The following is an 18,818-nucleotide window of genomic DNA, read 5'->3' as shown; positions in this document are numbered from 1 at the left end:
CAATTTAGCTGGGTGAGGACGCTACGCCATCATTCATATGGGGGAAGGTGCGCCTGTCGTCAGACCCTCAGCCTGGGTGCGCCGCTGCCGGCTTGCCACTGAAGCGCGCCTGCAGGCCATCAAAGAACAGATAGAGCACCGGCGTGATATAGAGGGTGATCAGCTGGGAGAATACCAGCCCGCCGACCACCGCCAGGCCCAGCGGCTGCCGCAGCTCGGCCCCTGCCCCCAGGCCGGCGGCGATGGGCAGGGCACCCATCATGGCGGCCAGGGTGGTCATCATGATGGGGCGGAAGCGCAGCAGGCAGGCGTCACGTATGGCCTTCACCGGGTCGGTCTCGCCCCGGTGGCGGGCCTCGATGGCAAAGTCGATCATCATGATGGCGTTCTTCTTGACGATGCCTATCAGCAGCAGGATGCCTATCACTGCGATCAGGGTCAGTTCCATATTGAACAGCCTTAGGGTGACCAGCGCGCCTACCGCGGCCGATGGCAGGCCGGCCAGGATGGTGATGGGGTGGATATAGCTCTCGTACAGCACCCCCAGCAGTACATAGATGACCGCCAGTGCAATCAGTATCAAGGCCAGCTGGCTGGTCTGGCTGGACTGGAAGGTGGCGGCGTCACCGCCCAGGGTAGTCAGCACGGTCTGGGGCACGCCCAGCTCCGCCTTGATGGCCTCGACCCGCTTGAGCGCCTCGCCCAGGGTGGCGCCGGGCGCCAGGTTGAAGGACAGGGTCACGGCCTGCAACTGGCCGCGGTGATTGACCGAGGTCGGGCCTATGGTGCGCTCGACCTGGGCAAAGGCTTTCAGCGGTACCAGCTGGCCGGTGCTCGCACGTACCCTGACCTTCTCGAAGGCGGTTTCGTCGGTACGATAGCTGTCGTCAAACCGCATCATCACGGCATAGTCGTCGGCCGAGGTATAGATGGTGGCGACCTGTCTGTCGCCGAAGGCGGCGTACAGGGTGTCGCGCAGGGTGGCCATGTTGACCCCTAGCCGTGCGGCCTGCTCGCGGTCTATCTTGAGCGTGGCCTGCAGCCCCTTGCGCTGGGCATTGCTGCTGATATCGGTGAGCAGGGGTTCCTCGCGCAGGGCTTTCTGCAGCTTTTCCGACCATTCGTACAGCTCGTCCGACTGCACGCTCTGCAGCACGTACTGGAACTTGCTGTTGGACTGCACGCTACCTATTTGCAGATTCTGGTCGGCGCTGAAAAACATGCGCAGGCCGGCGATACTGCCGGTGCGTTTGCGCAGGTCGGCAATGACGGTCTGCATGTCGGGTCGCTGTCCCTTGGGCTTGAGGGTAATGAACATGCGGCCGCCGTTATTGCTGTTGAAGCCGCCGCCGACGATGGAGACCACCTGGTCCACATGGGGGCTCTGCCGCACCAGGGTCTCGGCCTGCTTCTGCAGCGCATGCATGGCCGGATAGGCTGTATCCAGCGCGGCCTCGCTGCGGGCAGTGATCTGGTTGATGTCTTCCTCGGGGAAGAAGCCCTTGGGTATGGTGTAGAAGAACCAGGCAGTGAGGCCGAAGGTCACCACCGCCACGCCCAGGACAAAGGGACGGTGGCGCAGGGCGATGTCCAGGGTGTCCCGATAAGCGCCCAGCAGGCCGTCGAAGAAGCGCTCGAAGGCGCGGCTGACGGCATTGGCCGGCTTGCTCTCGTCCTCATGCTTGAGAAAGCGTGCACAGAGCAGCGGAATCAGCGTCAGCGAGGCCACGCCCGAGACCAGGATGGCCAGGCTCACCACCAGGGCGAACTCGTGGAACAGTTTGCCTATCACCCCCGGCATATAGAAGATGGGGATGAAGACGGCTACCAGCGAGAGCGAGATGGAGACGATGGTGAAGCCCACTTCGCGGGCGCCCTTGATGGCGGCGTCGAAGGGCTTCATGCCTTCTTCTATATAGCGGACGATGTTTTCCAGCACCACGATGGCATCGTCCACCACCAGGCCCACCGCCAGGGTAATGCCCAGCAGCGAGATATTGTTGAGCGAATGCCCCAGCCAGGCCATCAGGGCGAAGGTGGAGATCAGCGATACCGGCAGTGTGACGGTGGGGATGAGCGTGGCGGTGGCGCGGCGCAGGAACAGGAAGATCACCAGCACCACCAGGGCCACCGTCAGGCCCAGGGTGAAGTTCACATCGTGTATGGCCTCGCGGATGGAGGTGGAGCGGTCATTGCGGAACTGCAGCTTGACCGAATCCGGCATCTGTTCGACCAGGCCGGGGATGACTTCGCGTATGCGGTCTATCACGGCCACGGTATTGGCGCTGGGCTGGCGCTGCACGCCCATGACCACCCCGAGTTCGCCATTAATATATGCGGCCGAGGTCACGGACTGGATGCTGTCTTCCACCCGCGCCAGCTCGCCCAGGCGCACCGGGGTGCCGTTCTTGAGGGCGACGATGAGATTGCGGAAGTCCTCGGCACGGCTCAACTGTTTGTTAGCTTCGATGATGAGCTGCTGGCGCTGCCCATCCAGCACGCCGACCGGGCTATTGGCGTTGGCGGCGCGCAAGGCAGCAGCCACCTCGGCCATGGTCAGGTCGCGGGCGGCCAGCTTGTCGGGATCCATGCTGACCCGGACGGCGTACTTGCGCTGGCCAAACACGTTCACCTGGGCTACCCCGGCTATGGTGGCCAGGCTGGGCGAGATCAGGTTTTCGGCATAGTTGTTCAGCTCCGACAGCGGCATGGACGGCGAGGTCATGCTGATCAGAATGATGGGCTGGTCGGCAGGATTGACCTTGCGGTAGGAGGGCAGGTCCACCATGTCTTCGGGCAAGCTGCGCTGTGCTTGCAGCAGGGCCGCCTGCACATCGACGGCGGCCTTGTCGATATCGCGGTCGTCGTCGAACTCCAGCGTGATGTTGGTGGAGCCCTGGCGCGAAGTGGAGGTGATGAGCTTGAGGCCGGCAATGGTGGAGAACTGCTTCTCCAGCGGTGTCGCCACCGAGGCCGCCATGGTGTCGGGCGAGGCCCCGGCCAGGTTGGCCGAGACGTTGATGGTGGGCGTGTCGTAGGACGGTAGCGCTGCAATCGGCAGCTTCTGGTAGGCAAACAGGCCCAGCAACACGACCGACACCGACAGCAGGGTGGTCATGACAGGACGGCGGATACAGATTTCTGAGAGATGCATATGGGCTCTACGCTGCGTTATCAGGGCTGTGCTGCCAGGCAGGCCCTATGGGCATGGTGTGGTAGGCGTTGCCGCAGGGGCGGTCAGCCTGGTTTGCCCTGACGTTTTTCACCACCGGCCTTGCCTTCGCTGATGGCGGCGCCGGGACGCAGGTTCTGGCCGCCTTCCACCACGACCTTCTTGCCAGCGGGCAGGCCACTGACCACGCCATACTGCTTGCCGTCCTGGGTAATGACCCGGCTGAGCTTGATGGCTTGGGGCTTGACGGTACTGTCAGGCGCCACCAGGTAGACAAACTGGCCTTGCGGGCCGGTCTGCAGGGCGCCGACGGGCAGGGTGACGGCCTGCTTTTCCATGCCCAGATCCACCGCCACCCGTGCGAAGGCGCCAGGCCAAAGCTGGTGCCTGCCGTTGGGAAACTCCGCCTTGAGGCGGATGGTGCCGCTATCGGCATTGACGTTGTTGTCGATGAAGCTGAGCTTGCCTTGGATGCGCTCGCCGCTATCCAGTGTGACATAGGCCGGTGACTGGCCGGCCTGCTGTGCGGCCAGCAGCCGCTGCAGCTCCCGTTCGGGCAGGGTAAAGCTGACTGCAATGGGGTCGAGCTGGGTGACGCTGGTCAAGGGCTGTGCCATGCCGGGCTGCACCAGCGAGCCGGGGTGGATGTCGATGGCGCCGGCCCGACCGGCAAACGGGGCGATGATGCTCTGGTAGCTGAGCCCCACCTTGGCCGAACCCAATGCAGCCTGGCGGGCTGCCAGGCTGGCGCGCAGGCTGTCGGCAGTGGACTGGGCGCTGTCGACCGCGCTCTGCGAGATGAACTGCTGTTTCAACAGCTCGCGGGACCGGGCCAGGTTGCGCTCGGCTTCGTGCAGCTGTGCACGCGCCTGGGCCAGCTCGGCACTGCTCTGCTCGACCCGGCTGTTGTCCTCGCGGCTATCCAGGGTAAACAGCAGCTGGCCTGCCTTGACGTCCTGGCCTTCGCGGATATGGATGGTGCGTATGGTGCTGGATACCTGCGGCCGCAGTTCCACTTTGTTCAAGGCGGCGACCGTGCCCTGTGCTTCGAAGCGCAAGGGTACATCCTGGGCTTGGCTCAATACCGTGCTGACCAGGGTGGGTTTGTCGCCGGGGCCTCCTTTGTCTGCCTGGCCGCCAGAGGGTTTGATGGCAGCCCAGGTGACGACGGCAACTAGGCTGCCGCCAAGCAGCCAGGGAACAATGGGGCGTGACATGGAATTCCTCTGGAACGGGTTAAGGTGGGGCGGCCCAAGTGATGGCTCTATCAACAGACTGCAAGTGTGTTCAGTTCAGGCTTTGTTGAGTTTAGCATCGGCATCCTTGCTGGCCGATGACGAAGATGTTTATAAACATGTATCCGGATTCAAGCTGCAAACAGTGTTCGTACGGGGCGCGGACAAGTCTTCAATATTTCCAAATGGAATAAAAATCTAATTTCAAATTCATTAATGTAATTTATGGTCTTCGGTACAGTGGCGACATCACAACGAACAACCGGAGCGCACCATGTCCCGCAAGACCCTCGCCGCCCTTGTCGCCACTGCCCTGCTGCCCTTGTCTGTGCAGGCCGCCAGTATCGATTTGCTCAATGTCTCCTACGATCCGACCCGCGAGCTGTACCAGGACTTCAACAAGGCCTTTGCCGCCGACTGGAAGAAAAAGACCGGGGACGATGTCAACGTCAAGCAATCGCATGGTGGTTCGGGCAAGCAGGCACGCTCGGTGATTGATGGACTGGAGGCCGATGTGGTGACCCTGGCGCTGGCCGGCGATATCGATGAGATTGCCGACAAGGCCAAGCTGCTGCCGGCCGATTGGCAGAAGCGCCTCAAGCACAATAGTGCCCCCTATACCTCCACCATTGTTTTCCTGGTACGCAAGGGCAACCCCAAGGGCATTCGTGACTGGGGCGATCTGGTGAAGCCGGGCGTGGAGGTGATTACCCCCAACCCCAAGACTTCTGGCGGTGCGCGCTGGAACTACCTGGCCGCCTGGGGCTGGGCGCTGAAGCAGCCGGGCGGCAGCGAGGCCCGCGCCAAGGACTATGTGGGCAAACTGTACCGGAATGTGAAGGTGCTTGATACCGGCGCCCGGGGCTCGACTGTGACCTTTGTCGAACGGGGTATTGGTGATGTGCTGATCGCCTGGGAGAACGAGGCCTATCTGTCGGTGAAGGAGCTGGGGCCGGACAAGTTCGACATCATCACGCCTTCGGTGTCCATCCTGGCTGAGCCGACTGTCGCCGTGGTGGACAAGAATGCCGCCAAGCGTGGCACGGCCAAGGTGGCGCAGGCCTATCTTGAGTATCTGTATTCCCCTGTGGGACAGGAGATTGCGGCGCAGAATTATTACCGCCCCATCGACGCCAATGTGGCAGCCAAGTACGCCAGCAAGTTCGCCAAGGTCAATCTGTTCACCATCGATGCGGTGTTTGGCGGTTGGGCCAAGGTGCAGAAGGCCCACTTTGGCGATGGTGGTGTGTTCGACCAAATCTATAGCAAGTGATAGTTGGTGGGCAGGGGCAGCGCGCGCATGATCTGCCGGGCATGGTGCGGCCCAGTCGGCCGGCCTAGCTGCAGCACCCTCCCCGTTGCCCTAGCAAACTGAGCTTGTATCCCATATTTGATAGAGGAGAGAAAGATGACCCTGCGCCTTGGCGATATCGCCCCCGACTTTACCCAGGAATCCACCGAAGGCCCGATCACACTGCATAGCTGGGCCGGCAATAGCTGGGTGCTGCTGTTCTCGCACCCGGCCGACTTTACCCCGGTCTGCACCACCGAGCTGGGCTTTACCGCCAAGCTCAAGGGGGAGTTTGCCAAGCGCAATGTCAAGGCGCTGGCCGTCAGCGTGGACAGCCTGGAATCGCACAGCCGCTGGGTGGGCGATATTGAGGAGACTCAGGACGTCAAACTCAACTTCCCTATCCTGGCCGATGCCGACCGCAAGGTGGCCACGCTGTACGACATGATCCACCCCAACTCGCTGGCCAACCTGACGGTGCGCACGGTATTCGTGATCGACCCGGAGCGAAAAATACGGCTGACGCTGACCTACCCAGCCAGCACCGGGCGCAATTTCCACGAGATATTGCGGGTGATCGATTCGCTGCAGCTGACCGACAACCACAAGGTTGCCACCCCGGCCAACTGGCAGGATGGTGACGATGTGGTGATCGTACCCAGCCTGACCGATGCAGAGGAAATACAGCGCCGCTTTCCACGGGGCTACCGCGCCTTGCGGCCCTATCTGCGCCTGACGCCGCAGCCTAACCGCTGAGGGAGGCCATCGTGCTGCATGCGCTCGTACGCTACGCCTATCACGCTGCCCCGATCACCGCCGGGGTGCAGGCATCATGAGCCCTGATCAGCAGGCGACGCTGGCTGCCTTGATAGGCAGCCTGCCGACCCAGTGGGTGGCAGGCTATCCGCTGGTGCTGGACGAAGGCGGTGTGGTGGGGCGTTTTTTCAAGTGCGAATTGCGCAGCCATTTCAGCCGTATCGAGGTGGGCGGCGCCCACCTCGCCCGGGCCGACTTGCAGGTGCGCGGGCCGGATGGCGAACCTTTTCCGGCCAGCAAGCTGTTTACCCTGGCGGCGGGCGAAGATGGCCTGCTCAAGCTGGACCGATTGTGCCGGCTGATACACGCGCTCAATCATTTCAAGGTGGCAGGCCGGCGAGACCCGTTGGTCATTGCCATACACCCTCGTCTGTTCGACTACGTCAAGACGGCGCATGGCCGCACGTTTGCCCGCATGCTGTCGCATTTCGATCTGACGCCCGCCGGCATCGTGCTGGAGCTGCCACCGGATTTGCCCCAGGCTACGCTGGATGGCTACCTCGGTGAAGGCTTTACGCTGCACTTTTCCCGGCTATCCTGATCCAAGCCACCTTACCGTATGCTGGTTGTTGCATTATGTCGGCTCCCGGCCGCCCCGGTGCATTCGTGCGCCTAGGGGCTGGATGTGCCCTTTCCCGGCGCTGTGCCGACACAATCGGCCAGTGGCCTTAGCCCTGTTATAGAGACTCATCATGTCTTTTGATCCCATGCTAGGCCTGATAGGCCAGACCCCGCTGATACAGCTCACCCGCCTGGATACCGGCCCGTGCGAGCTGTTCGTCAAGCTGGAAAGCCATAACCCCGGCGGCTCCATCAAGGACCGCATTGCCCTGACCATGATCGAGGCGGCAGAACGCGAAGGCAAGCTGCAGCCAGGGGCCACCATCATCGAAGCCACGGCCGGCAATACCGGCCTGGGCCTGGCACTGGTGGCAGCCCGCAAGGGCTACAAGCTCAAGCTGGTGGTGCCCGACAAAATGAGCCTGGAGAAGATCTTCCATCTCAAGGCCCTGGGGGCCGAGGTCATCATTACCCGCTCGGATGTGAACAAGGGCCACCCGCTGTACTACCAGGACTACGCCCGCCGCATTGCCCAGGAAACCCCTGGTGCCTATTACATCGACCAGTTCAACAACCCGGCAAACCCTGCTGCGCATGAGCACGGCACGGGGCCGGAGTTATGGCAGCAACTGGGGCACGCTGTGGATGCCGTGGTGGTGGGCGTGGGCTCGGCCGGCACCCTGACCGGGCTGTCGCGTTTCTTCAAGCGGGCCGACCCGGCCGTGGAGTTCGTGCTGGCTGACCCAGTGGGATCGGTGCTAGCCGACTATGTGGAAACCGGCAGCTATGGCGAGGCCGGCAGCTGGCGGGTGGAGGGCATAGGCGAGGACTTTATTCCGCCCATGGCCGACTTCAGCGCGGTGCACCGTGCTTATCGCATAGGCGATGAAGAGAGTATCGATACCGCAAGGCAGTTGCTGGAGGTGGAAGGCGTGCTCGCCGGGTCGTCCAGCGGTACCCTGGTGGCGGCTGCCTTGCGCTACTGCCGGGCCCAGACCGAACCCAAGCGGGTGGTGACCTTTATCTGCGATAGCGGCAACAAGTACCTATCCAAGCAGTACAACGAGGGCTGGCTGATAGACCAGGGGCTCAAGCACCTGCCGCAGCAGGGCAACCTGACCGACCTGATCACCCGCCGCCATGACCTGGGGGCAACCGTGACCTGCCGGCCGGACGAAACCCTGGCCGACGTCTACGCCCGCATGCGCCGGCATGATGTGTCGCAACTGCCGGTGGTGGAGGGCGATGCCGAGGTGGTGGGCATCATCGACGAATGGGATCTGTTGCTGGCGGTGCATGATGAGCCCGAGCATTTCCGGCTGCCGGTGCGCAAGGCCATGAGCACCGAGCTGGAGACCCTGTCGCCCACCGATAGCACCGAAAAGCTGCTGCGTACCTTCAACGAGGGCCATGTTGCCATCGTGGTGGAGCGTGGACGCTTCCTGGGCCTGATTACCCAGGCCGACCTGATCAACCACTGGCGGCAACGCTGGCGCTAGGCGCATGGCACCGGCAGGCAATTGATGCGATAACCGGGCCATGACCCTGGCCCAAGCAGGAGCAGGACACGATGACACAACACCTGGATACCTTGAGTGTGCATGCGGGCTACACCCCGGACGCGACTGGCGCGGTGATGCCACCTATCTATACCAGCTCGACCTATGCCCAGCGTGCGCCGGGCGAGCACAGCGGTTATGAGTACGCCCGTAGCGGCAACCCCACCCGGTGCGCGTTCGAAAAGGCCCTGGCCGAGCTGGAAGGCGGCGTCGCCGGCTTTGCCTTTGCCTCGGGCCTGGCGGCCATGTCTACCGTGCTGGAGCTGTTGGATGCCGGCAGCGAAGTGGTAGCGGTGGATGACCTCTACGGCGGTGCCTACCGCATGTTCGAGCGTGTGCGTAACCGCAGTGCCGGACTCAAGGTGCGCTATGTGGCGCCCGAAGATACCGCCGCCGTCCGTGCCGCCATTACCCCAAGCACCAAGCTCTTGTGGATTGAGATACCGACCAACCCGTTGCTCAAGCTGATCGACCTGCGGGCTGCCATCGACGCCGCCCATGCCGTTGGCGCCCTGGTGGTGGTGGATGCCACCTTTGCCACGCCGTATCTGCTGCGCCCGCTGGAATACGGCGCCGATATCGTGCTGCACTCGATTACCAAATACCTCAATGGTCATTCGGATGTGATCGGGGGGGCTGCCATTGTCCGTAGCCCTGAACTGGCCGAGCGGCTGGGCTATCTGCAGAACGCCATAGGCGGGGTGCTGGATCCGTTCTCCAGCTTCCTGGCCCTCCGTGGACTGCGCACCCTGCCACTGCGGGTGCAGCGCCATTGCAGCAATGCCCAGGCGATAGCCGAATGGCTGGGGCAGCAGGCTGGGGTGGCCGACGTCATCTACCCCGGACTGCCCAGCCATCCCCAGCATGCGCTGGCCAGGCAGCAGTTCCCGCGCGGCTTTGGTGGCATCGTCTCGGTACGCTTGCAGGCAGACGAGGCCGGCGTGCGGCGCTTCTTGGCGGCGCTCAAGCTGTTTACCCTGGCCGAGAGCCTGGGTGGAGTGGAGAGCCTAGTCAATCTGCCATGGGCCATGACCCATGCGTCCATTCCTGAGGAAGACCGTTTGCGTCGAGGCGTTGGCCCCAATCTGCTGCGTCTCTCGGTTGGCGTGGAGCATGTGGATGACCTGATAGACGACTTGCGCCAGGGTTTGGCACAGATAGGCTGATCTGGTTATTAGGGCTTAATAAAGCATTCTTAATGGGAATAAGGACGGACTGTTATGCTCAGCCCGTCCTTATTTTCATCTGGCGTGACTGATATGACCAAGCTGACCCGATTGCTTACTGCTGCAGTGGCTACAGCGCTGTCGGCGGCCTCCCTGGCGGGCCCCGAGCTGCTCAATGTCTCGTACGACGTGATGCGCGATTTCTACAAGGATCTGAACCCGGCCTTTATCAAAGCCTACAAGGCCAAGACCGGCGAGGATCTGGTGATACAGCAGTCGCATGGCGGATCGGGCAAGCAGGCCAGGGCGGTGATAGATGGCCTGGAAGCCGATGTGATCACCATGAACATGCCGCCGGATATCGATGCCCTGCACGACAAGGCCAAGCTGATACCGGAAAGCTGGGCTAGCCGCTTGCCCAACAACAGCCTGCCGTTCACCAGCCTGCAGGTGTTGATCGTGCGCAAGGGCAATCCCAAGCAGATCAAGGATTGGTCCGATCTGGTCAAGCCGGGTGTGCAGGTGGTGATGCCCAATCCCAAGGTGACCGGCAATGGCCGCTACAGCTATCTGGCCGCTTGGGGCTATGCCCTGCGCCAGCCGGGCGGCAACGAGCAGAAGGCCCGTGATTTTGTGGCAGGTCTCTTGAAGAACGTGCCGGTGCTGGATTCGGGCGGCCGTGCCGCAACCACCACTTTCATGCAGCGCCAGATAGGCGATGTGCTGCTGACCTTCGAGAACGAGGCGGAAATGATTGCCCGCGAATTTGGCCGCGGCCAGTTCGAGGTGGTGTACCCGTCGCTGTCCATCCGCGCCGAACCCCCGGTTACCGTGGTGGACAAGGTGGTGGACAAGAAGGGCACACGCAAGGCGGCCGAAGAGTATCTCAAGTTCCTGTGGACTACGGCGGCGCAGGAGATCGCTGCGCAGAACTACCTGCGCCCGCAGGATGCGGCTATCGCCAAGAAGTATGCTGCTCAGTTCCCTGCCATCAAGCTGTTTACCGTGGATGAAGTGTTCGGCGGCTGGCGTCGGGCCCAGAAGACCCACTTCGACGATGGCGGCAGTTTCGACCAGGTCTATACCAAGAAGTAATCGCCGCATCGGGGGGCGCCGTGGCGCCCCCTGCCTTCCACTCCCCGATGATCTGACGCCCCATGCGATTCAAACAACCCAGCGTCCTGCCCGGCTTCAACCTGGCATTTGGCTACACCATTGTGTACCTCAGCCTGCTGGTGCTGATCCCCTTGTCGGCCCTGGTGATCAAGACCACCAGCCTGAGCCTGGCCGAGTTCTGGCAGGTGGTCAGCAGCGAGCGGGTGGTGGCGGCCTACCAACTGACCTTTGGCGCCAGCCTCATCGCCGCCGTCATCAACCTGTTTGCCGGCCTGCTGGTGGCCTGGGTGCTGGTGCGCTATTCCTTTCCTGGCAAGCGCATAGTCGATGCGCTGGTTGATCTGCCATTCGCCCTGCCTACCGCGGTGGCGGGTATTGCCCTGACTACCCTGTATGCGCCCAATGGGCTGATAGGCGAGCAACTGGCCAAGTTGGGCATACAGGTGGCTTTCAAGCCCTTGGGCGTGGTGGTAGCGCTGACCTTTATCGGCCTGCCCTTTGTGGTGCGCACGGTGCAGCCGGTGCTGCAGGATCTGGAGGCCGAGCTGGAAGAGGCCGCTGCCTGCCTGGGGGCCAATCGCTGGCAGACCTTCTGCAAGATCATTTTTCCGGCGGCACTGCCTGCCTTGCTGACCGGCTTTACCCTGGCCTTTGCCCGGGCCATAGGCGAGTACGGGTCGGTCATCTTTATCGCCGGCAACATTCCGCTGGAGTCGGAAATCGTGCCGCTGCTGATCATAGGCAAGCTGGAGCAATACGACTATGCCGGGGCAACGGCGATCGCCACGGTGATGCTGCTGATCTCCTTTGTCCTGATCCTGGCCATCAATCTGATCCAGTGGTGGCATGCGCGCCGCCACGGCATGCGCAAGTAAGGAGCCGACATGCAGGCTGTTTCCACTACCGCCGTCCGTTCGGCCGCCACGCAGGAGGCCGTATGGGTGTGTTGGCTGCTGCTGACGGGCGCGCTGCTGTTCCTTGGTTTCTTCCTGGTACTGCCGCTGGTGTCCATTTTTGCCGAAGCCCTGCGCAAGGGCTGGGCGCTGTACTGGGAGGCGCTGAAGGAACCCGATGCGCTATCGGCCCTGCAGCTGACGCTGACGGTGACGCTGATCTCGGTGCCGATCAACCTGGTATTCGGGGTGGCGGCAGCCTGGGCCATCGCCAAGTTCGATTTCAAGGGCAAGAGCCTGCTGATCACCCTGATAGACCTGCCGTTCTCGGTCAGCCCGGTGGTGGCGGGCCTGATCTATGTGCTGATCTTCGGTGCTCAAGGCTGGCTGGGCCCTTGGCTGCAAGCGCACGATATCAAGATCATCTTTGCCGTGCCCGGCATCGTGCTTGCCACCATGTTTGTGACGTTCCCCTTTATCGCCCGTGAGCTGATCCCCCTGATGGAGGCACAAGGTACTGAAGAAGAGCAGGCGGCCATGGTGCTGGGTGCCAGTGGCTGGCAGACCTTCTGGAAGATCACCCTGCCCAATATCAAATGGGGCCTGCTGTATGGCGTGATCCTCTGTAATGCCCGGGCCATGGGCGAGTTCGGCGCGGTATCGGTGGTCAGCGGCCATATCCGTGGCATGACCAACACCACCCCGCTGCACGTGGAGATACTCTACAACGAGTACAACTTTGTGGCCTCGTTTGCCTGCGCTTCCATCCTCGCCCTGCTGGCGCTGGTGACCCTGGTGGCCAAGACCTGGGTGGAATGGCAGACCGAGCGGCAGATGGCGGCGGAACGCGCAGCTGTTTACGAAACATGACGCGCTGGCGCATGGCATGCGGCTTGATGAGGCCGCTGTGCCTGCCCCTGTGATGAGTGCGGTGTGGGATGAAGCCCATGCGCCCATCCTTGCCGGCGCGCGCCAGCCAGCGAATTGGCGTCAGTTTTCAACGATTTAAACCCGTAGCAGGCTCTTACAGGTGACTCGCAATGAGCATAGAAATCCAATCGATCGCCAAGCAGTTCGGCAGCTTTACTGCCCTGGACAAGGTCAATCTCAAGGTTGAGACCGGCGAGCTGTTGGCGCTGCTGGGGCCCTCGGGCTGCGGCAAGACCACCCTGCTGCGCATCATCGCCGGCTTGGAGACGCCGGATGGCGGCCAGATACTGTTCCATGGCGAAGACGCCACCGACACCCATGTGCGCGAGCGCCAGGTGGGTTTTGTCTTTCAGCACTACGCCCTGTTCCGGCATATGACGGTGTTCGAGAACGTGGCCTTTGGCCTGCGGGTACGGCCCAAGCACACTCGGCCCAACAATACCGAGATCAAGCGGCGGGTGCATGAGCTGCTCAATCTGGTGCAGCTGGATTGGCTGGCTGACCGCTATCCGGCCCAGCTATCAGGCGGCCAGCGCCAACGCATCGCCCTGGCTCGCGCACTGGCCGTGGAGCCAAAGGTATTGCTGCTGGACGAACCGTTCGGCGCGCTGGATACCAAGGTGCGAAAGGAGCTGCGCCGCTGGCTCAAACGCCTGCACGAGGAAGTGCATGTGACCTCGGTGTTCGTGACCCATGACCAGGAAGAAGCGCTGGAAGTGGCCGACCGTGTGGTGGTGATGAACAAGGGGCGGATAGAGCAGGTGGGCACGCCGGAACAGGTGTATGACACGCCTGCCACCCCCTTCGTCTACCAGTTCCTCGGTGATGTGAACCTGTTCCACAGCCGGGTACACGGTGGCTTTGCCCAGGTGGGTGAGCACCCCGTGGCAGGCGATGGCGCCGTGGCCTATGTGCGGCCACATGATATCGAACTGCTGCGCGAGCCGGCACCGCAGACCCTGGTCGCCAAGATTGATCATGTCCGCGCCATAGGCTCCATCGTGCGGCTGGAACTGAGCCTGGAAAACGGCGACCCGGTCGAGGCCGAGCTGAGCCGCGATGCCTACGCCGTCCAGCGTTATGCCTCGGGCGAGCGGGTCTATATACGGCCACGTTCGGCCAGGGTATTTGCTGAGGATTATGCGATTTAGCTTGGGGTGTTTGGCCGGCAGCCGCTACGGGCGGCCTGTGCCCAGCTGATGTGGAGTGGGATATTGGGATGGCAAGCCCCACCGCAACTGCTGGGGCAGAAATGCTTGGCTAGTGATGCATTCCTTGATCTAATGCCCTTAGGTCTGAGGCAGGATGCACGTTGTGTAAGCGGTTTGTGAGATATTCCCCTACACAATGCCGGCTCGTGGCCTAGCCCTTGCGCTGGTATGCACGCCTGTATCCGGATAGAGCAACGACGGTTGTCGAGGTGTGCATCGACGCGATGATTACATTTTGCAAGATGTGGCTGGGTAGTTAAGCTGCGTGGTGGTGCACTCCTTCTTTCTGAGTGACGGGTGGTTTGACGATTTCCAGTTTGGCACTTGGATGCCATTTCAGTAGGTAGGATCCATCCCATTGCCCTACGTGCTGCGCGCGAATTAAGTGATGTCTTTAAGGTGGGTTTGAGAGGGTTGGTTTCAAACCCCATGTAAGACTATGTGAGATAATTGTTTTTATTCGAGGATGGAAATGCGCATTAGTCCTTACCGGCATTATCTTCTTACTCTTTGGGTGCCAGTGTTTGTCTTGGTGGTTATGACGATATTGCTTGTTGTGACCAAGGTGGTGCATCCGGTTGTAATAGTTGTTCTGTTTTTTGCAATGCATGTTGCTACTTTTTACTACTTGAAAAGAATTGTTTGTCCACAATGTGGCGAACAAGTAGGGGCTACAGGGCTCATTCGATACACATTGGCGATCATTGCCCCCATTGTGATTTGGATGTAATTCCTAAGGGCTAGATAAGGAAAATTTATGCGAGATATTTATTGATGGAGAAAATATCATTTCAGGAGGCTATTTCAATTGTTGAAATGAACTACCGTGCTGGCGCTGTTGGGTTCAGGGAGATGGAGAAGGCTTTGGAATTCTTCTCGCTGGATTGGTCCCCGGTTCCGGGTTTGCATGGTTTCAATGATGTGGATATTTTCAAGTCAATTGGAATTGAAGCCAGCGGAAATGTGTTGGTGGTAAGTTGGTACTCTTATATAAATGAGGTGGCATTTTTGGTTGCGGGCGAGAAGCTGCTTTCAATGGTATCTGGCTACGTTGAGGTCTGTTCGGAACGCCTTTTTAATAATGGTGATGTCCTTTTCTTTTTGATTAATGATCAGAAGGTGGTTTATGTGCATGATGAAGGTGTATATGCAGTTGCGTCAGGTGATGATTTAAGAGGGGCTATTGCTTCACTTCGTATAAACTGTAAAGGCTGAGGAAGAAAACCAAGGAGTCTTTATTTTGCAAATTTCAAACAGCCTTGCAGTGCAAATAACAAGACCCTGTGATTTGCAGGCAGTTTTGAGCAATGGCACACCTCCCATGGATCAATGCAGGTGCGCCTGAACCAGCAGTATCTGCTACCGCTAGTTTTGCGAGAACGCCACCGTGCCCGGTGCCGGACCGTAGTCAAGCCTTTGGGCAGGTGTGCCAGCATGTACTTGGAAAGGAAAACGGCGATAGTCGAGTTCTACCGAAGTGGTGGGGATATGTATGGAGTGACATATTGACGTTTGATCTGACGAACTATGTGGAAGATTTCCAAAGTGTGCATGGCCTGAGCAAGACTTTTCTGTGCGCTAGAAACTTAATGATGGGTTACCTGTTGGTGCTGCGGCCTTTACTCCCCGTGGTTGCCGACCAGGGGGTGATGGTATTAGAGGTCGTTACCCAAAGGATGGGGAATGAGGAAGAGCTGGAGACAGCAAGGGTTCGTTGTTGGGAATTCATTGACTCCCGGTTGGCGGATGGGGATGTTCTTGATGTTGAGAGCCTAGGGGCTCGTGCTGCTATTTGTGCGCTGTATAAAGAATCCCCGGATGAGAATGTGGCATATCTTTTAGAGTTTTTCATGGGGTTGGTATGTCAAATAAAGCTGCATGAGGGCAGCCTAGAGGAGAGGGTGTCATATTATTTTAAGTGATGAAGTTTATTGCTGGGCTTGCATGGTGTAAGATTTATTCAAGGATTATAAAATTGTGGAGTCAGGCCTCAATGCTGTTCGGTTAGATTGATTTCAGCGGCTGCTGCCGTGGATGAATCAACTTGGGCTCAACCATGACTACAGTGCAATCTAGTGGCTGCCGTGTTGGGTAGCGGAGATCGCGCGAAGCGTACGGCGAATTGCGCCGCTTGTCCTGTCGTGGCGCTCGCTGATCCAAGGTGCGCATAGCCCGCAGTAATTGCTAACTAATCCCTGGTAGACCTGCGTGGGGGAAGGTCAGCCAACTTGCCCTGATGCAGGCCGTCCAGTCCCATCTGGATTGGCTAAAGCGTGAGATCGAAGCATTGGCGCTCAAGATCGACGATCACATCGATCGCCATCCCAACCTCAAGCAGGATGCGGATCTGCAGCGGAGCATTCCCGGTGTCAGCCACACTACCGCAGCCAAGGTCTTAGCCTACGCCGGTGATGTGCGCCGCTTCAGCAATGCCAAGGCGCTGGCAGCCTTTATCGGCCTGACACCGAGACAACGGTTATCTGGCAGCTCGGTAAAGGGCCGGACTATCATCAGCCGCACCGGCCACAAGGATCTGCGAAGGGCCTTGTATATGCCGGGCCTGGTGGCGCGACGATACAATCCCGTCCTGAAAACCTTCGCAGATCGGTTGGCAACGACCGGCCTTGCCCCCAAGGCAGTGATCGGGGCCGTAATGCGCAAACTGGCCCATCTGATCTACGGGGTGATCACATCGGGCAAGCCGTTTGATTTGAATCACAGACAAACGCGGCTTGCTATTCAAGACGGTATCTGACCCCGTGATGCATGGTGATCGTTGCCCCCATTGTGATTTGAATGCTTTTACTGCATCATCCAGACCATGAGCCTGTTTTACGCCATTCTCAAAACATGCCTTCGTGCCGTCGGCGCTTTCTTTGTCAGCGTAGCGGTGGCTTTTCTAGCCATGTTTCTTGGCGTGCTTGGCGGCGGGGGAGCTCAGCTCATACAGATAGCTAGCGTCGTGATACTTTTTGCGATCGCTTGGTCCTTGCTGCCACTCGCCCGAGCCTCTCGGATTTTGGCTGGTATTCTGGCCGTTGCGTGGCTATTTCTTGGCGTTGGGTTTGCGCTATCCGCTTACAATCACCTAGCCACTCCATGGCTGATCGCTTCATCTATCCTGATTATCTACTTGGTGATAAGGGGAACCATAAACATGCCCTCTGTCGATCAAGTGTCACAGTCAAAGGAGCAGGAAGTGGATAAACTGCGATGAAAGTCTCGGTGCCAGAAGAGCAGGCGTGGGGTCAAGTCTCAATAATGTTTGGTTAGATTGCTTTCAGCGGTTGCTGCCGTGGATGGATCAACTTGGGAATAAAGGGGTCTTGTATTTTGCACTAACCAAACAGCCCTGGGGTGCAAATAACAAGACCCTGCTGCCTTTCTCGCGCAGCAGACAGTTGTGGGTAAGGCAAGCTTGCACCGTTGCCTCGCTACCAAAAAAGGGCGCGACCAGTAAGGATCAGGCGCGGTGTCAAGTCTTGCATTTTGCGCTGCGCGCCCGTTAGCACGAGGCGCATTGACCACGTTTGGGGGCTGGTTCTTCGAAGCCCCAAAAACCAAGGCGACGGATAACCGTCGCCTTGGTTTTTTGGTCGCAGCGGCATTCGGCGAACGTTCCGCCTGCACTGCGCCCGCTATCCTGCTTACTTCTGCTTTTCGGCTTCGACCTGGACGGTGATCTTCACGTCGTCGCCTACGAAGGGCACGTAGGCCTTCATGCCCCAGTCGCTACGCTTGATCACGGTGGTGACATCGGCGCCGCAGACGAAATCCTTGCCCATGCGCATGTCGCACTTCATGGGGGTGATGTTGAGGGTGACGGGCTTGGTCACGCCCAGCATGGTGAGGTTGCCTTCGGCCTTGACGGGCTTGTCGCCTTCGAAGATGAACTTGTCGGCCTTGACTACGGCGGTGGGGAATTCGGCTACGTTGAAGAAGTCCTTGCCACGCAGGTGGTCGTCGCGCTTGCCCAGGCCGGTTTCGATGGAGCTGGCCTTGATGGTGGCTTCGAGCTTGCCGGTCTTGGCGGCACGATCCAGCTCCAGGGTGCCCTCGGTTTCCTTGAAGAAGCCACGGGTGATGGAGAAGCCCAGGTGATTGACTTCGAAGCTGGGGTAGGTGTGGGTGGTATCCAGCACGAACTTCTCAGGGGCGGCCAGGGCGGTGGCGGAAAGGGCGGTGGCGATGAGCAGGGCGGTCAACTTGGTTTGCATGGGTGAAACTCCTTGGTTTGGGTTTTAACTGGCATTTACGGTGGGGCCAGCCGCTGGCTACCCACACGAACGATCTCTACTTTGCTACATACAGCTTGAACTTGACTTGAACGGCGTCGGCGACGGCGCCGACATCGCTCCACTCGCCTTCGCCTATCTTCCAGGCCAGGCGTGAGAGGGGGAAGCTGCCTTCGTACCAGCTGCCCTTGGCATCGGGCTTGACGGTGAAGGGGACGGTCAGGTTGGCCGTCTTGCCCTTGACCGAGAACTGGCCGGTGGCGCTGAACTTGCCGCCGCCCAGGGGCTTGAACTGGCTGGCGCTGAAGGTGGCTTTGGGGTAGCTGCCGGTGTTGAACCATTCCTTCATCTGCACGGCTTGGTTGGCATCGCTGCTGCCGGCATCGGTGGCGGCCAGGTCGACGGCGATATTGACCTTGCCGGTATCGGGCTTGGCGGTGTCGAAGGCGATGTCGGCGGCAAATTTCTTGAACTGGCCCTCTACCGGGACGTTCATCTGGGTGAATACGAACTTGACCGAGCTCTTGGCGGGATCGGCCGGGGCGGCCTGGGCCTGGCCCAGGGTGCCGGCGGCGAGCAGGGACAGGAATAGGGCGGTACGACGCATGATGGCTCCTGATAAGGCGGGGCGGT

17 protein-coding genes are annotated in these 18,818 nt (G+C 60.0%); 13 read left to right on the top strand and 4 right to left on the bottom strand.

Annotation, left to right across the window (positions count from 1 at the left end):
* Positions 1-67 precede the first annotated feature (67 nt).
* Together QWZ03_RS14260 and QWZ03_RS14255 are read right to left on the bottom strand one after the other, a co-directional pair.
* The gene (locus QWZ03_RS14260) at positions 68-3,154 is read right to left on the bottom strand and encodes an efflux RND transporter permease subunit (RefSeq protein WP_290333337.1); all 3,087 of its coding nucleotides are present in this window, start codon (positions 3,152-3,154) and stop codon (positions 68-70) included.
* A gap of 83 nt (positions 3,155-3,237) precedes the next feature.
* Positions 3,238-4,389 carry an efflux RND transporter periplasmic adaptor subunit gene (locus tag QWZ03_RS14255; RefSeq protein ID WP_290333336.1) on the bottom strand — a complete coding sequence of 384 codons (1,152 nt, stop codon included), beginning with the start codon at positions 4,387-4,389 and terminating at the stop codon, positions 3,238-3,240.
* A 292-nt stretch (positions 4,390-4,681) separates the two neighbouring features.
* Here QWZ03_RS14255 and QWZ03_RS14250 point away from each other — a divergent pair, with 292 nt between their 5' ends.
* The 13 genes from QWZ03_RS14250 (at position 4,682) to QWZ03_RS14190 (ending at position 17,167) form a co-directional block, all read left to right on the top strand.
* Positions 4,682-5,680: a sulfate ABC transporter substrate-binding protein gene (locus QWZ03_RS14250; protein WP_290333335.1), complete on the top strand. Its 999-nt coding sequence runs from the start codon at positions 4,682-4,684 to the stop codon at positions 5,678-5,680.
* A gap of 135 nt (positions 5,681-5,815) precedes the next feature.
* Positions 5,816-6,454 (top strand): peroxiredoxin, encoded by a 639-nt coding sequence (locus QWZ03_RS14245; RefSeq protein ID WP_290333334.1) that lies wholly within the window; start codon positions 5,816-5,818, stop codon positions 6,452-6,454.
* Between the two features lie 76 nt (positions 6,455-6,530).
* Positions 6,531-7,055, top strand: a complete 525-nt coding sequence (locus QWZ03_RS14240) for a hypothetical protein (protein WP_290333333.1) — start codon at positions 6,531-6,533, stop codon at positions 7,053-7,055.
* A 151-nt stretch (positions 7,056-7,206) separates the two neighbouring features.
* Entirely contained in the window at positions 7,207-8,574 is a 1,368-nt protein-coding gene (locus QWZ03_RS14235) for a pyridoxal-phosphate dependent enzyme (protein WP_290333332.1), read from the top strand.
* 71 nt (positions 8,575-8,645) lie between these two features.
* The gene (locus tag QWZ03_RS14230; RefSeq protein ID WP_290333331.1) at positions 8,646-9,800 is read left to right on the top strand and encodes a trans-sulfuration enzyme family protein; all 1,155 of its coding nucleotides are present in this window, start codon (positions 8,646-8,648) and stop codon (positions 9,798-9,800) included.
* A gap of 93 nt (positions 9,801-9,893) precedes the next feature.
* Positions 9,894-10,895 carry a sulfate ABC transporter substrate-binding protein gene (locus QWZ03_RS14225; RefSeq protein ID WP_290333330.1) on the top strand — a complete coding sequence of 334 codons (1,002 nt, stop codon included), beginning with the start codon at positions 9,894-9,896 and terminating at the stop codon, positions 10,893-10,895.
* A 62-nt stretch (positions 10,896-10,957) separates the two neighbouring features.
* Complete coding sequence (gene cysT / locus QWZ03_RS14220; RefSeq protein ID WP_284194950.1) at positions 10,958-11,791, top strand: sulfate ABC transporter permease subunit CysT; 834 nt, start codon at positions 10,958-10,960, stop codon at positions 11,789-11,791.
* A 9-nt stretch (positions 11,792-11,800) separates the two neighbouring features.
* Positions 11,801-12,679 carry a sulfate ABC transporter permease subunit CysW gene (cysW, locus tag QWZ03_RS14215; RefSeq protein WP_290333329.1) on the top strand — a complete coding sequence of 293 codons (879 nt, stop codon included), beginning with the start codon at positions 11,801-11,803 and terminating at the stop codon, positions 12,677-12,679.
* Positions 12,680-12,849: 170 nt separating this feature from the next.
* Positions 12,850-13,890 carry a sulfate/molybdate ABC transporter ATP-binding protein gene (locus tag QWZ03_RS14210; protein WP_290333328.1) on the top strand — a complete coding sequence of 347 codons (1,041 nt, stop codon included), beginning with the start codon at positions 12,850-12,852 and terminating at the stop codon, positions 13,888-13,890.
* Between the two features lie 834 nt (positions 13,891-14,724).
* Complete coding sequence (locus QWZ03_RS14205) at positions 14,725-15,165, top strand: hypothetical protein (RefSeq protein ID WP_290333326.1); 441 nt, start codon at positions 14,725-14,727, stop codon at positions 15,163-15,165.
* A gap of 290 nt (positions 15,166-15,455) precedes the next feature.
* On the top strand, positions 15,456-15,872 hold the full coding sequence (locus QWZ03_RS14200) for a hypothetical protein (RefSeq protein ID WP_290333325.1): 417 nt from the start codon (positions 15,456-15,458) through the stop codon (positions 15,870-15,872).
* 314 nt (positions 15,873-16,186) lie between these two features.
* The gene (locus QWZ03_RS14195; protein WP_290333324.1) at positions 16,187-16,705 is read left to right on the top strand and encodes a transposase; all 519 of its coding nucleotides are present in this window, start codon (positions 16,187-16,189) and stop codon (positions 16,703-16,705) included.
* A 66-nt stretch (positions 16,706-16,771) separates the two neighbouring features.
* Positions 16,772-17,167 carry a hypothetical protein gene (locus QWZ03_RS14190; RefSeq protein WP_290333323.1) on the top strand — a complete coding sequence of 132 codons (396 nt, stop codon included), beginning with the start codon at positions 16,772-16,774 and terminating at the stop codon, positions 17,165-17,167.
* 430 nt (positions 17,168-17,597) lie between these two features.
* Here the strand turns inward: QWZ03_RS14190 and QWZ03_RS14185 are convergent, their stop codons facing one another.
* Positions 17,598-18,167: a YceI family protein gene (locus QWZ03_RS14185; protein ID WP_284194944.1), complete on the bottom strand. Its 570-nt coding sequence runs from the start codon at positions 18,165-18,167 to the stop codon at positions 17,598-17,600.
* A 76-nt stretch (positions 18,168-18,243) separates the two neighbouring features.
* Entirely contained in the window at positions 18,244-18,792 is a 549-nt protein-coding gene (locus QWZ03_RS14180; RefSeq protein WP_290333322.1) for a YceI family protein, read from the bottom strand.
* Positions 18,793-18,818: the final 26 nt, after the last annotated feature.

This window comes from Chitinimonas viridis (assembly GCF_030409555.1).
GTDB lineage: Bacteria > Pseudomonadota > Gammaproteobacteria > Burkholderiales > Chitinimonadaceae > Chitinimonas > Chitinimonas viridis.
Note: the sequence above shows the minus strand (reverse complement) of the source record. Positions and strands in the feature narration are given on the sequence as shown.